Source organism: Streptomyces sp. bgisy027 (genome assembly GCF_057710365.1).
This window is the reverse complement of sequence record NZ_JBYIVZ010000002.1, coordinates 221,500-234,678: the sequence shown is the minus strand read 5'-3', so window position 1 is coordinate 234,678 and position 13,179 is coordinate 221,500. Positions and strand designations below refer to the sequence as shown.

Annotated in this window: 11 protein-coding genes; 7 read left to right on the top strand and 4 right to left on the bottom strand. The window is 71.4% G+C overall.

Features of this window, described 5'->3' with window-relative positions:
* Positions 1-185: 185 nt before the first annotated feature.
* Entirely contained in the window at positions 186-1,064 is an 879-nt protein-coding gene (locus AC3ETA_RS03070) for an aldo/keto reductase family oxidoreductase (protein WP_432191238.1), read from the bottom strand.
* A 129-nt stretch (positions 1,065-1,193) separates the two neighbouring features.
* Between AC3ETA_RS03070 and AC3ETA_RS03065 the strand changes: the two genes are divergently transcribed.
* Positions 1,194-1,616 (top strand): winged helix-turn-helix transcriptional regulator, encoded by a 423-nt coding sequence (locus AC3ETA_RS03065; RefSeq protein WP_432191237.1) that lies wholly within the window; start codon positions 1,194-1,196, stop codon positions 1,614-1,616.
* A 4-nt stretch (positions 1,617-1,620) separates the two neighbouring features.
* On the opposite strand, the gene AC3ETA_RS03060 is transcribed toward AC3ETA_RS03065, so the two are convergent.
* Positions 1,621-1,821, bottom strand: coding sequence for a DUF397 domain-containing protein (locus AC3ETA_RS03060; RefSeq protein ID WP_432191236.1), 201 nt, complete (start codon positions 1,819-1,821; stop codon positions 1,621-1,623).
* A gap of 190 nt (positions 1,822-2,011) precedes the next feature.
* Between AC3ETA_RS03060 and AC3ETA_RS03055 the strand changes: the two genes are divergently transcribed.
* From AC3ETA_RS03055 to AC3ETA_RS03030, 6 genes are all read left to right on the top strand, one after another.
* Complete coding sequence (locus AC3ETA_RS03055) at positions 2,012-2,296, top strand: hypothetical protein (RefSeq protein ID WP_432191235.1); 285 nt, start codon at positions 2,012-2,014, stop codon at positions 2,294-2,296.
* 124 nt (positions 2,297-2,420) lie between these two features.
* Entirely contained in the window at positions 2,421-3,299 is an 879-nt protein-coding gene (locus tag AC3ETA_RS03050) for a serine hydrolase (protein WP_432191234.1), read from the top strand.
* A gap of 75 nt (positions 3,300-3,374) precedes the next feature.
* Positions 3,375-4,406: an esterase-like activity of phytase family protein gene (locus tag AC3ETA_RS03045; protein WP_432191233.1), complete on the top strand. Its 1,032-nt coding sequence runs from the start codon at positions 3,375-3,377 to the stop codon at positions 4,404-4,406.
* A gap of 94 nt (positions 4,407-4,500) precedes the next feature.
* A complete protein-coding gene (locus tag AC3ETA_RS03040; RefSeq protein WP_432191232.1) occupies positions 4,501-8,220 on the top strand; it encodes an ABC transporter ATP-binding protein in 3,720 nt (1,239 codons plus the stop codon).
* 102 nt (positions 8,221-8,322) lie between these two features.
* The gene (locus tag AC3ETA_RS03035) at positions 8,323-8,715 is read left to right on the top strand and encodes a hypothetical protein (protein ID WP_432191361.1); all 393 of its coding nucleotides are present in this window, start codon (positions 8,323-8,325) and stop codon (positions 8,713-8,715) included.
* A 115-nt stretch (positions 8,716-8,830) separates the two neighbouring features.
* Positions 8,831-10,240 carry an aminopeptidase gene (locus AC3ETA_RS03030; protein WP_432191231.1) on the top strand — a complete coding sequence of 470 codons (1,410 nt, stop codon included), beginning with the start codon at positions 8,831-8,833 and terminating at the stop codon, positions 10,238-10,240.
* 34 nt (positions 10,241-10,274) lie between these two features.
* Here the strand turns inward: AC3ETA_RS03030 and AC3ETA_RS03025 are convergent, their stop codons facing one another.
* Both AC3ETA_RS03025 and AC3ETA_RS03020 read right to left on the bottom strand, forming a co-directional pair.
* Complete coding sequence (locus tag AC3ETA_RS03025; RefSeq protein ID WP_432191230.1) at positions 10,275-10,931, bottom strand: hypothetical protein; 657 nt, start codon at positions 10,929-10,931, stop codon at positions 10,275-10,277.
* A gap of 141 nt (positions 10,932-11,072) precedes the next feature.
* Positions 11,073-12,941: a glycoside hydrolase family 3 protein gene (locus tag AC3ETA_RS03020; protein ID WP_432191229.1), complete on the bottom strand. Its 1,869-nt coding sequence runs from the start codon at positions 12,939-12,941 to the stop codon at positions 11,073-11,075.
* Between the last annotated feature and the right edge of the window lie 238 nt (positions 12,942-13,179).

The window sequence follows — 13,179 nt, the reverse complement described above, 5'->3', positions numbered from 1 at the left end:
GGGATCTACGCGGGTTGAACGGAGGCGGCAAACGGGAGAGTGGCATGAACATGCAGTGCTGTCGAGGGCTTGCACGTGTCCATTGGGTGACGGGGAACGGCAAATCGGGGCAGCGCTACGCGAGTTGACGCGCCGAAAACGGCCCCCGGCGGTGAGCCGGGGGCCGTGGGGTGCGGGGTGGGCCTTCAGCGGTCGATGTCGTCCAGCTCGGTCAAGTCCTCATGGGAGAGGGGGAGTCCCGCGCCGGCGATGTTCTCACGCAGGTGTGCTGTCGACGACGTGCCGGGGATGAGCAGGATGTTCGGTGATCGCCGCAACAGCCAGGCCAGTGCGACCGACATCGATGTCGCCCCCGATCGGGCGGCGACCGCCGAGAGTGCCGAGGACTGCAGCGGGGTGAAGCCCCCGAGGGGGAAGAAGGGCACGTAGGCGACGCCGTCGGTGGCGAGCCGGTCGATGAGCTTGTCGTCGTGGCGGTGGGCGAGGTTGTACATGTTCTGCACGCACACGATCGGCGCGATGCTCTGTGCCTCGGTGACCTGCTCCTCGGTGGCGTTGCTGACCCCGAGGTGGCGGATCAGGCCCTGCTGCCGGAGTTCGGCGAGCGTCTCGAACGCCTCGGCGAGCGAGCCGGGCTGGGGACCTTCGGCGTTGCCGAGTCGGAGGTTGACCAGGTCGAGTACGTCGAGCCGGAGGGACCTGAGGTTGTCGTGGACCTGGCGGCGCAGATCTTCGGGGCGCCGGGCCGTGGGCCAGCCACCCTGTTCGTCGCGGGTCGCGCCCACCTTGGTCGCGATGCGCAGCGACTCGGGATAGGGGTGCAGTGCCTCGTGGATCAACTCGTTGGTGACGCGCGGCCCGTAGGCGTCGCTGGTGTCGATATGGGTGATGCCGGCGTCGACCGCTTCACGCAGAACGGCCAGGGCGCCCTCGCGATCGGCGGGCGGCCCCATGACCCAGGGGCCGGCCAGTTGCATGGCGCCGTAGCCGAACCGGGTGACGGTCAGGTCGCCCAGAGTCCAGGTGCCGCCTGGAAGGGAGGGGGAGGGGGAGGGGGTGTTCAACTTGTTGCCTTTCGTCGCGCACTTGGGGGGCGCCTGCTGCCTCCCTGTACCAGCATTGGAGAGAAACTTCCTGTCAGGAAGTAGGTACTTTGGAGTGCGTAACCCACCCATCGGTGAGAGGTGCGATCAGTGACGACGACGAACGCGGCCCGGAAGAGGGCTCAGGCCAAGGTGGAGTACAACGCGTTCCTGGCGGGGTGTCCCAGCCGGCAGCTGCTCGACCGGATCTCGGACAAGTGGGTCGTCCTGATCCTGTGTGCGCTGGGCGGCGACAACAGCGCAGACGCGTCGAAGGCGATGCGGTACTCGGAGATCTCCCGTCTTCTGGCCGGGGTCAGCCAGAAGATGCTGACCCAGACGCTACGGTCGCTGGAGCGCGACGGCCTGCTCACCCGTACCGTGACGCCGACGGTCCCCGTCACGGTCTCCTACGAACTGACCGACCTCGGTCTCTCGCTCCACCACATGACGCGCGGACTCAGAAACTGGGCGCAGACGCACATGGCCGAGGTCCTCGCACACCGCGAGAACTACGACGCTCGCACGTCCTGACGACTCAGATCGGCCGGGAGCCGCTGAACTCGCCGTCCTTCGCGGCCGCGACGAAGGCCGACCAGTCGGCGGCGGAGAAGACCAGCGCCGGGCCGTGCGGGGTCTTGGAGTCGCGGACGGGGACGCCGGAGGGGTGGTTGTCGAGGACTTCGAGGCAGCTGTCGGCCTCAGTTCCGCTGTAGGACGACTTTCGCCAACCGCCCAATTCTCTTCGGGCCGTTGCCACGGCTTCTGCGCCGGCCCGGCCGGTATTCGTCCGGTCCCGTCGGGCCGACCGTCCACCACCTCGGCTCCCGGCCTTCCCCTGCCGCACGGCCCGCCGCCGTACTCGGGGTCGGCGTCGGGTCGGTCGGTATGCCCTCGGTGGTCGTGAGGGGCAGGAAGTGAGGGGCGACATGAGCGGCGTACGGCTTCTGCCCTGGGCGGGCGTACGGCTTCTGCCCTGGGCCGGGGTGCAGGGCAAGCCCTGTTATCTCGTGAGCGACGGCCTCGGCCCGGTCGCCCGCCTTGCCGACACCGTCGAGAGAGTGCAGCTGGGAAGGGCCGACGACCTCCTCGACCACGCGGCCGACATGCTCGCCGACCGCCGGGCGACACCCGGGCAGCTCAGGTTCCTGCCGGCCCGGATGAGTGAGTCGTTGACCGACGTGCTTCGTATCGCGGAGAGCCGGGGCGCATGACTGCCGCGCCTGCCGCAGTCCGCGGCCGGGCCGCGCCCGGTGGAGCAGGCGCACGGCGGAGCGATAGGCCGTCGGCGGGCACTATGCGTACAACCTTTCACGCGCCCTCGTTGGTCATCAGGACATGACTCACGGGACAACGCACGAGAAGTCGAGGGGCGTCTCCAGACGCGCGAGAACGGTCGTCGCGGCGGGTGTGGGTGTCGGCGTCGTCATAGCGTCCGTCGCTGCCGCCGCACCCGCCGTTGCCGCCGCACCCACCGTCAGCTGTACGTCCGCCAAGGCCGGCCTCGCCACCAAGCTGAAGAAGGACATCACGGCGGCTCTCGCGGGCCGCAAGGGCACGGTCGCCGTCGGGCTGTACGACCGTTCGACGAACACCAACTGCGGCCTGCGGGCCTCCAGCGCCTACGACTCCGCCAGCGTCGTCAAGGTCACCGTGCTGGCCACGCTGCTGTGGGACGCGAAGAAGCACAACCGCTATCTCACCGACCGCGAGGTCTCGCTCAGCAAGGCCATGATCACCAAGTCGGACAACGCCGCGACCAGCACGCTCTGGAAGCAGCTGGGGATGACGAAGGTCAAGGGCTTCCTGGCCGCCGCCGGCATGACCCAGACCAAGCCCGGTGCGAACGGCTACTGGGGTCTGACGCAGATCACCGTCACCGACGAGCAGAAGCTGCTGAAGCTCGTCACCGCTAGGAACACGGTGCTCAGCGACAACGCCCGCGCCTACATCCTGAAGCTGATGGGCCAGGTCGTCTCCTCGCAGCGCTGGGGCACCCCGTACGGGGTGCCGTCCGGTGTCTCGGTGGCCGTGAAGAACGGCTGGCTGTCCCGCTCGACGCACGGCTGGCGGGTGCACAGCGTCGGCGCGTTCAAGGGCGGCGGCCACGACTACGTGATCACGGTGCTGACCCACGACAACAGCACCATGAACTACGGCATCGCGACGATCCAGGGCGTGGCCAAGGCCGTCCACAAGGATCTCGCGGCGAGCTGACGGTCCGGGGGAGCCGAGGACGACGCTTCACGAGCCGGTCTCCCCTGCGTCACCGACCCGCCCTACGGTGACTCCATGCGCCTGAGAACCGTACTCGCGACCGCCACAGCGGGCCTGGCGGCGGCCACCTGTCTGACCGCCGCCGGCCCGGCGAACGCCCGCCCCGACTCCTCGGCCGGCCACGCCTGTTCGCCCACCGTCTCCATCGACCGCTTCTCCGACGCGCTCGACAAGACGACCTACGAGGGCACCTTCGTCGGCAACTTCTCCGCGCTCGCCGTGGACCGGGACGGCTCGCTCGCCGCCGTCTCCGACCGCTCCGCCCTCTTCGGCCTGGACGGGAGGACCCTCGCGCCCGAGAGCGTCGTCCCGCTCGCCGACGAGAGCGGCGCCGCCCTCGACTCCGAGGGCCTGGTCGTGGACCGGGACGGCACCCGGCTGGTCTCCGGTGAGACCGAGCCGTCCGTGCGCCGCTACTCCCGCGACGGCAGGATCCTCGACCGCCTCCCCGTCCCGGACGCCCTGCGGGTCGCCCCGGCCGGCCGCGCCGTCTCCAACGGCACCTTCGAGGGCCTGACCCTGCTCCCGGGCGGCCGCACCCTGCTCGCGTCGATGGAGTACGCGCTCGCCGGTGACAGCGCGGGCATCGTCCGCTTCCAGACCTGGAACCGGACCAGGGGCGACCGCTTCGAGCTCGGCCGCCAGTACGCCTACCGCACCGACACCGGACTCGGCGTCCCCGAGGTCCAGGCCACCCCCGACGGCCGCCTCCTCGTCCTGGAGCGCGGCTTCACCGCCGGTGTCGGCAACACGGTCCGCCTCTACCTGGCCGACCCGCGCCGCGCGACGGACACGAGCGGTGTCGAGAACCTCACGGGCCAAGGCGACGTGCGCCTGATCAGGAAGACCCTGCTCGCCGACATCGTGAACTGCCCGTCACTGGGAGCGACCGCCAAGCAGCCCCAGCCCAACCCGCTCCTCGACAACATCGAGGGCATGGCGGTCACGGGGTACTCGAAGGGCCGCCTGAAGGTGCTGCTGGTCAGCGACGACAACCAGAACGCCGCTCAGACGACCCGCTTCTACCGGCTGCGCGTACGGATCTGAGCACGGCACCCGCCGCGTTCGTCGTGGCGGGATGAAATCGGGGCTCGTCGGCGTTGGTGCCTTCCGGCAGATCAGGACGATCGGAGGGCACCGCGTGGCAGCGCAACGGGGATGGGCACGACGGCTGTGGGGTTACGCCTGGCGTTACCCCAAGGACGTGGTCCTCGCGCTCGGCTCGTCCCTCGCCGGTATGGCGGTCATGGCGATCGTGCCGCTGATCACCAAGGTGATCATCGACGACGTGATCGGCGGCGACAACCGCAGCATGGCCGTCTGGGCGGGGCTGCTGGTGGGCGCCGCGCTGGTCGTCTACGTCCTCACCTACGTCCGCCGCTACTACGGCGGCCGTCTCGCCCTCGACGTCCAGCACGACCTGCGGACCGAGATGTTCGGGACGATCACCCGGCTCGACGGCCGGCGCCAGGACGAGCTGTCCACCGGGCAGGTCGTCGGCCGGGCCACCAGCGACCTCCAGCTGATCCAGGGCCTGCTCTTCATGCTCCCGATGACCATCGGGAACTTCGCCCTGTTCCTGATCTCCCTGGTCGTCATGGCCTGGCTGTCGCTGCCCCTGACGCTGGTCGCCCTCGCGGTGGCCCCCGCCCTGTGGTGGATCGCGCGGCGCAGCCGGGCCAAGCTGCACCCCTCCACCTGGTACGCCCAGGCCCAGGCCGCCGCCGTCGCGGGCGTGGTCGACGGGGCCGTCAGCGGCGTCCGCGTGGTGAAGGGCTTCGGGCAGGAGGACCAGGAGACCGGCAAGCTGCGCGAGGTCGGCCGCCGGCTCTTCGCGGGCCGTCTGCGCACCATCCGGTTCAATTCCAAGTACACCCCGGCGCTCCAGGCCGTACCGGCCCTCGGCCAGGTCGCGATGCTCGCCCTCGGCGGGTGGCTGGCGGTGCGCGGGCACATCACCCTCGGTACGTTCGTCGCCTTCTCCACCTACCTCGCCCAGCTGGTCGGCCCGGTCCGCATGCTCGCGATGGTGCTCACGGTCGCCCAGCAGGCCCGCGCCGGCACCGAGCGGGTCCTTGAGCTGATCGACACCGAGCCGTCGATCAAGGACGGCACCAAGACCCTGCCCGCCGACGCGCCCGCGACCGTCGAGTTCGACGACGTGGCCTTCGGCTACGCCGACGAGCGCCCGGTCCTCGACGGGCTGAGCTTCGAGATCCGGCCCGGCGAGACCCTCGCCGTCGTCGGCTCCTCCGGCTCCGGCAAGTCCACCGTCTCCCTCCTCCTCCCGCGCTTCTACGACGTCACGCGCGGCGCCGTCCTGGTCGGCGGCCACGACGTGCGCGAGCTGACCACCGACTCGCTGCGGGCCGCCATCGGACTGGTGCCGGAGGACTCCTTCCTCTTCTCGGACACCGTCCGCAACAACATCGCCTACGGCCGCCCCGACGCCACCGACGAGGAGATCGCCGCCGCCGCGCGCGCCGCCCAGGCGGACCGTTTCATCGCCGAGCTGCCCGAGGGCTACGACACCAAGGTCGGCGAGCACGGCCTCACCCTCTCCGGCGGCCAGCGCCAGCGCGTCGCACTCGCCCGCGCGATCCTCACCGACCCCCGGCTGCTCGTCCTCGACGACGCGACCTCGGCGGTGGACGCCCGCGTCGAGCACGAGATCCACGAGGCGCTGAAGCATGTGATGGAGGGCCGCACGACCCTGCTCATCGCCCACCGCCGCTCCACTCTGGGCCTCGCCGACCGCATCGCGGTCCTGGACGCCGGCCGCCTCGCCGACATCGGCACCCACGACGAGCTCCAGGAACGCTCCGCCCTCTACCGGCGCCTGCTCACCGACCCCGACGAACTCGGCGGCGTCTCACCCGGCCACGCCCAGCCGGCCTGCCCGCGCGAGGACACCTCCGTACGCGACGAACTGGACGCGGAGTTCGACGCCGAACGCGGGGTGACGCCGCGCCTGTGGACCGGGGACCGGGAGCCCAAGGGCCTGGCGCTCGCGGAGTCCCCGGCGACGCCCGAGCTGCTCGCCCAGGTCGAGGCGCTGCCCCCGGCCACCGACGTCCCCGACATCGACGAGGCGCGCGCGGTGCGGCCGGAGGAGAGTTACGGACTCAAGCGGCTGCTGCGCGGCTTCGGGCCGCCGCTGCTGATCAGCCTCGGCCTGGTCGCCATGGACGCCGGCATGGGGCTGCTGCTGCCCGTGCTGATCCGGCACGGCATCGACGACGGTGTCACGGCGGCGGCGCTCGGCGCGGTCTGGGCGGCGGCCCTGCTGGGCCTGGGCGCGGTGATCGTGCAGTGGGCGGCGCAGATCGCCGAGACCCGGATGACCGGGCGCACCGGCGAACGGGTGCTGTACTCGCTGCGGCTGAAGATCTTCGCCCAGCTCCAGCGGCTCGGCCTCGACTACTACGAGCGCGAGCTGACCGGCCGGATCATGACCCGGATGACCACGGACGTCGACGCGCTGTCGACGTTCCTCCAGACCGGCCTGGTCACCGCGTTCGTCTCGGTCGTCACCTTCTTCGGCATCATGGTCGCCCTGCTGGTCATCGACATCGAGCTCGCGCTCGTCGTGTTCGCGACGCTGCCGCCGCTGATCGTGGCCACCTACTACTTCCGCCGGGCGAGTGTGAAGGCGTACGAACTCGCCCGTGAGCGGGTGTCGGTGGTCAACGCCGACCTCCAGGAGTCGGTGTCCGGGCTGCGGATCGTGCAGGCGTTCCGGCGCGAGCAGGACGGCGGCGCACGGTTCGCCGAGCGCAGCGACAGCTACCGCCAGGCCCGTATCCGGGGCCAGTGGCTGATCTCGATCTACTTCCCCTTCGTGCAGTTCCTGTCGTCGGCGGCCGCGGCGTCGGTGCTGATCGTGGGCGGCGCACGGATCGACGCGGCCACGCTGACGACCGGCGCGCTGGTGGCGTACCTGCTCTACATCGACCTGTTCTTCGCCCCGGTGCAGCAGCTCTCCCAGGTCTTCGACGGCTACCAGCAGGCCACGGTCTCGCTCGGCCGCATCCAGGAACTGCTGCGGGAACCGACCTCGACGAAGTCCGCCGCCGAGCCGCTGGAGGTGCTGTCGCTGCGCGGCGAGGTCGCCTTCGAGGACGTGCACTTCAGCTACGGCGACGAGGAGGAGGCGCTCGGCGGGATCGACATCCGCATCCCCGCCGGGCAGACGGTCGCGTTCGTCGGCGAGACCGGCGCCGGCAAGTCGACCCTGGTCAAGCTGGTGGCACGGTTCTACGACCCGACCGGTGGCCGGGTCACCGCCGACGGCCAGGACCTGCGGGCCCTGGACATCACGTCGTACCGGCACCGTCTCGGGGTCGTGCCGCAGGAGGCGTACCTCTTCCAGGGCACCGTCCGCGACGCCATCGCGTACGGCCGCCCCGAGGCCACGGACGCCGAGGTCGAGGCAGCGGCCCGGGCGGTCGGCGCGCACGAGATGATCGCGACGCTTCAGGGCGGCTACCTCCACGAGGTCGCCGAGCGCGGCCGCAACCTCTCCGCCGGCCAGCGCCAGCTGATCGCGCTGGCCCGCGCCGAGCTGGTCGACCCGGACGTCCTGCTCCTCGACGAGGCGACGGCCGCGCTGGACCTGGCCACGGAGGCCCAGGTCAACCAGGCCACCGACCGCCTCGCGGGTCGCCGTACGACCCTCGTGGTGGCCCACCGGCTGACGACGGCCGCCCGCGCGGACCGGGTGGTCGTCATGGACCACGGGCGGGTCGCCGAGGACGGCACGCACGAGGAGCTGCTGGCGCTCGGCGGGCAGTACGCCGAGCTGTGGCGGACCTTCCTCGGCGAGGCCGAGCCGGAGGAGCCGGTCGGGGCGGCCCGGTGAGGTCCCGCCCCGTGTCGCCGTGACGGTCGTGCAACCATCCGGCATACGCCGTGCGTCCGTACATCAGTACGCTCATTGCCGGTGTACGGGGAGGACAAGACGGTGGACAAAGGTGCGATACGCCGACGACTGGCGGTCGGCCTGGCGTTGCTGACGGCGTCCGGTGTGCTCGCGGTGGCGGTTCCGGCGCAGGCGCATGCCGCCGCGCCCACGCGCTGCGAGGGACGCAAGGTGAAGACGTACCCGTTCTCGACCGGCACGCTCTACGTCTACAAGCGCGGCGGTCACGTCTGCGTCGTCACCCTGCCCAAGAACCCCGGCCGCTCGCAGTGGATGAAGGCCAGCGTCCAGGCGTACCGGGCGCACCCGGTCGCCGACGAGGGCCGGCGCTCCCGCCGGGCCGGCCCGGTCACCGTCCACGCCGGGCAGCGCTGTGTGTGGGTGAAGGGCCGGGTGGGACGGGGCTCGGTCAGCAAGGGCTGGATCCTCTGCTGAGCGGTGCCCCTCGCCGTCGTTCGGCCATCCCCGTGGCGAATTCCCCATCTCCCCTGGTGCGGTTGGTAGTTGCTCGCTAGCTTGCGGCGCACATCCGCTTCCCAGGGGAGGGTGAATGGTCCGCAAGACCCTCAGATGGCTGCTGGCGCTCGCGCTGCTGACCGGCGCGCTCGGCACGGCCACGGCAAAGGCGGCCACCGCCGCCGAGCCGGACATCGAGGAACGGCTGCTGTCCATACCGGGCATGAGCCTCGTGGAGGAGAAGCCGTACCCCGGCTACCGCTTCTTCGTCCTGTCGTACACCCAGCCGGTCGACCACCGGAACCCGTCCGCGGGGACCTTCCAGCAGCGCCTGACCGTGCTGCACAGGGACGTCTCCCGCCCGACCGTCTTCTACACCAGCGGCTACGAGGTCTCCACGCGGCCCAGCCGCCGTGAGCCGACGCAGATCGTCGACGGCAACCAGATCTCCATGGAGTACCGCTTCTTCACGCCGTCCCGGCCCGAGCCGGCCGACTGGACGAAGCTGGACATCTGGCAGGCGGCCTCCGACCAGCACCGCATCTTCAAGGCGCTGGAGCCGGTCTACGACCGCAAGTGGCTCTCCACCGGCGTCTCCAAGGGCGGCATGACCGCCACCTACTACGAGCGCTTCTACCCCCGTGACATGGACGGCGTCGTCGCCTACGTGGCCCCCAACGACGTGGTCGACCACGAGGACTCCGCCTACGACCGCTTCTTCGCCCGTGTCGGCACCAAGGAGTGCCGGGACCGGGTGAACGCGGTGCAGCGGGAGGCGCTGGTGCGCCGGGAGCCGATGAAGGAACGGTTCGCGGCGCACGCGGCCGAGCACGGCTACACCTTCCGCACCATCGGCAGCCTGGACAAGGCGTACGAGGCGGTCGTCCTCGACTACGTCTGGGGCTTTTGGCAGTACAGCCTGCTCAAGGACTGCGAGACCGTCCCGGCGGACGCGGCGCACGCCACCGACCAGGCGATCTGGGACGCCATCGACGCGAGCGGCGGCTTCGACTTCTACACGGACCAGGGCCTGGAGCCGTACACGCCGTACTACTACCAGGCGGCCACCCAGCTCGGCGCGCCGATGATCGGGTTCCCCCACATCGAGCGCAAGCTGATCCGCTACGGCTACCTCCCGCCCCGCGACTTCGTCCCGCGCGAGATCCCGACGAGGTTCCAGCCCCACGCCATGCGCGACGTGGACACCTGGGTCCGGCACCACGCCCGGCAGATGCTCTTCGTCTACGGTCAGAACGACCCGTGGGGCGCGGAACGCTTCCGCGTCGGCAAGGGCGCACGCGACTCGTACGTCTTCGCCGCGCCGGGAGCCAACCACGGCGCCCTCGTCGCGGGACTGGTGGAGCGGGAGCGCACCCTGGCCACGGCCCGCATCCTGCACTGGGCGGGCGTCGCGGCCACCGCGGCAGAGCCGAGGCCGCTGGCGAAGTTCGACGCGAGGCTCGACGTCCGGGAACCGGAACGGGAGTTCGCGCTGCGGCCGTGAGGTGCGCCGGCCGGTGGCCACGGGCCGTACGTCCTCACACCGGTCGCGCGCAGCCCACCGGTTTCTCGCCGCCCAGCTGGACGTAGAGGGCCGTCGACAGCGGACAGTCGGTCCGCCGGTCGGCGGCCTTCGTCACCTCGTACTCCGGCTTCTGCTCCGCCTTGCCGTCGCAGGACGTCTCGCGGACCTGGCCGTCGCCGGAGTCGTAGACGCAGTCGCCGACGATCGTGCGGGGGCCGCCTCCGCCGCCGGGGTCGCCGGGGTGGGGCGCGGTGAGATTGCGCATACAGGCGTAGCCCTGCGGGATCGCGCCGTCGCCGTCCTCGTCGGAGGTGCGGCTCTGCTCGCTGATGTGCAGCACGAAGTCCGTGGTCGCCGGGCACAGCGGGCCGTCGCCCACCTTGCCGTCGTGCCGCGCGACGACCCGTGCCGCCGCCCGCTCGCCGGCGCAGGACACCTCGGTGAAGCTCGTCGTGCCGAAGGAACTGCACTCGTCGACGCCGAGGAACAGCGCGCCGTACCCGGCGGGCCGCGTCGGCGACACCTGCCGCCCGCTCGCGGTGGCGCTCCCGCTCCCCGCGAGCCGCCCGTCCTCCCCTGCCGCCCGTGACTGACTCTGGCATCCCGTCAGCAGTCCGACGAGCAGCACAAGCAGTGCGCACGCCACCCCGGCAACACGTCTCCCACCCATCGCACTCCCCCCGGCGACCCCTGTCCAGCGTGGCCCGTCGTAGCGGGCGCACGCCAGGCGATTGGTGTCCTTTGCGTAGATTGGGGGTGAGAGTGGCCGTGGTGCGGCGTACGCGGTCTACGCCCAAAGTGCTACGGGTCGCTAGCGGTGCCCGTACGTCAGTCCGTGGCCGACCGGATACAGGACCTCGGCCGGGTCGTCCGCCCGCTGCACCGGCACCGGGAGCCGTCCGCGGGGGGCCACCCGTCCGGCGATCACCCGGGCCGCGGCCCGCAGTTCGACGTCGGTCCAGGAGTAGGACGCCAGGACGGCCCGCACGGCGGGCAGTTGCGCCACGTCGTAGGGGTTGCGGATCGCCACCGCCACCACCGGCCGCCCCGTCGCGAGGAGCTGCTCGACCAGCACCTTCTGCGCACTGGCCGCCGTGACGTTGTACGTCCCCACCACCACCGCGTCCGCCTCGCCCGCCGCCGCGACGGCCCGCGCGACGGTCGCCGCGGACGGCGCGGTGCCGGTCGACAGGGCCGTCGCCGTGAAGCCCAGCTCGCCGAGGGCGGTGGCGAGCACGCCGGTCGGGGGGCCCGTCGTGCCGGACGGGGAGGCCGGGTCGGCGCCCACCACCAGGACCCTCGGGTGGGTGCGTCGGGACAGCGGCAGCAGCGAGCCCTCGTTGACCAGCAGGGTCGTGGTGCGCTCGGCGACACGGTCGGCGGCCGCGAGGTGGGCCGGGGTGCCGACGTTCCGGTCGACGCCGTCCTGGCTGACGTACGGCGTGTCGAACAGCCGCAGCTTCGCCTTCAGCCGCAGCACCCGCAGGATCGACTCGTCCAGCCGCGCCTCGGTCAGCTCGCCGTCCCGCACGGCCTTCAGGACCGCGTTCCAGGCGATGTCGAGGGACGGCGGATTGAGGAGCTGGTCCACACCCGCCTTGAGCGCGAGGACGGGGACGCGGTCGTCGCCGTACTTCGTCCGTACGCCCTCCATGCCCAGCGAGTCCGTCACCACCAGCCCGTCGTAGCCCAGTTCCTCGCGCAGGATGCCGGTGAGGATCGGGCGGGAGAGGGTGGCCGGGTCGCCGGAGTCGTCGAGGGCCGGGACCATGATGTGCGCGGTCATGATCGAGTCGATGCCGGCGCGGACGGCGGCCCGGAAGGGCGGCGCGTCCAGGGTCTCCCACTGCTCCCGGGTGTGGGTGATGACGGGGAAGCCGTAGTGGCTGTCGACGGCGGTGTCGCCGTGCCCCGGGAAGTGCTTGGCGGTCGAGGCGACCTGCCGGCCGCGCTGGTATCCGGCCACCTCGGCGGCGACCATGCCGGCCACCGCGACCGGGTCGGCGCCGAAGGAGCGCACGCCGATCACCGGGTTCGCCGGGTTGACGTTCACGTCGGCCACGGGGGAGTAGTTCTGCCGGATGCCGAGCGCCCTGAGCTCCTGACCGGCGATCCGGCCGAGGGTGCGGGCGTCGGTGCGCGAGCCGCCGGCGCCGATGGCCATGGCGCCCGGGAACAGGGTGGCGGGCTCGCCGACCCGGCAGACGATGCCGTGCTCCTGGTCGGTGGAGATGAGCACGGGCAGGCCGCGGGGCCGGCTGAGGGACGCCCGCTGGATGCCGTTCGACAGGTCGGCCATCTGGTGCGGGTCGCGGGTGTTGTGCGCCCAGGTGAAGTAGATGATGCCGCCCACGCGGTACTCGGCGACCAGCTCGGCGGCCGTGCGGACGCCGATCTCCTTGAGGTTGGCGTCGATGTCGGCCTGGTCGGGGGCGGTCGCGGAGTGGCCGTAGACCCGCATGACGAAAAGCTGGCCGACCTTCTCCGGCAGGGTCATCCGGGCGATGAGGGCGCGCAGTTTCCGGTCGTCGGGCGCGGCGTGCGCGGTGCCGCCCAGGGCCAGCGCGGTGGTGACGCCCGCGCCGGCCGCGAGGACCGTACGTCTCGACGGTGGTGCGGTGTTTCCTGTGTTTCCTGTGTTTCCTGTGCTTCCTCTGCTTCCCGTGCTGCTGTCGGGCACGTGCGCTCCTTCCGGAGGTGGTGCGCTGAAGGAAACTTCCAGGAGTCACCAATAACCGGGAAGTTTCTGCCAGTCAAGGGAATCGGCCGTGACCGGAAGGCGGACGGCGGCCGGAAAGGGGCCGCCATCGGCGCAGTTGGAGGGGGGCGCGCCGATGGCGGCGTGCTGCCGGCCGCGGCACGGCGGAGAGGGTTGGTCAGCGATCGCAGCCAGCAGCGAGGGCCGACACCGCACCACG

Bases quoted from the DNA above. Each gene is read 5' to 3' on its own strand.
- AC3ETA_RS03055 (WP_432191235.1), top strand. From the start codon at position 2,012: ATGAGCGGCGTACGGCTTCTGCCCTGGGCGGGCGTACGGCTTCTGCCC.
- AC3ETA_RS03025 (WP_432191230.1), bottom strand. From the start codon at position 10,931: ATGGGTGGGAGACGTGTTGCCGGGGTGGCGTGCGCACTGCTTGTGCTG.
- AC3ETA_RS03045 (WP_432191233.1), top strand. From the start codon at position 3,375: ATGCGCCTGAGAACCGTACTCGCGACCGCCACAGCGGGCCTGGCGGCG.
- AC3ETA_RS03030 (WP_432191231.1), top strand. From the start codon at position 8,831: ATGGTCCGCAAGACCCTCAGATGGCTGCTGGCGCTCGCGCTGCTGACC.
- AC3ETA_RS03050 (WP_432191234.1), top strand. From the start codon at position 2,421: ATGACTCACGGGACAACGCACGAGAAGTCGAGGGGCGTCTCCAGACGC.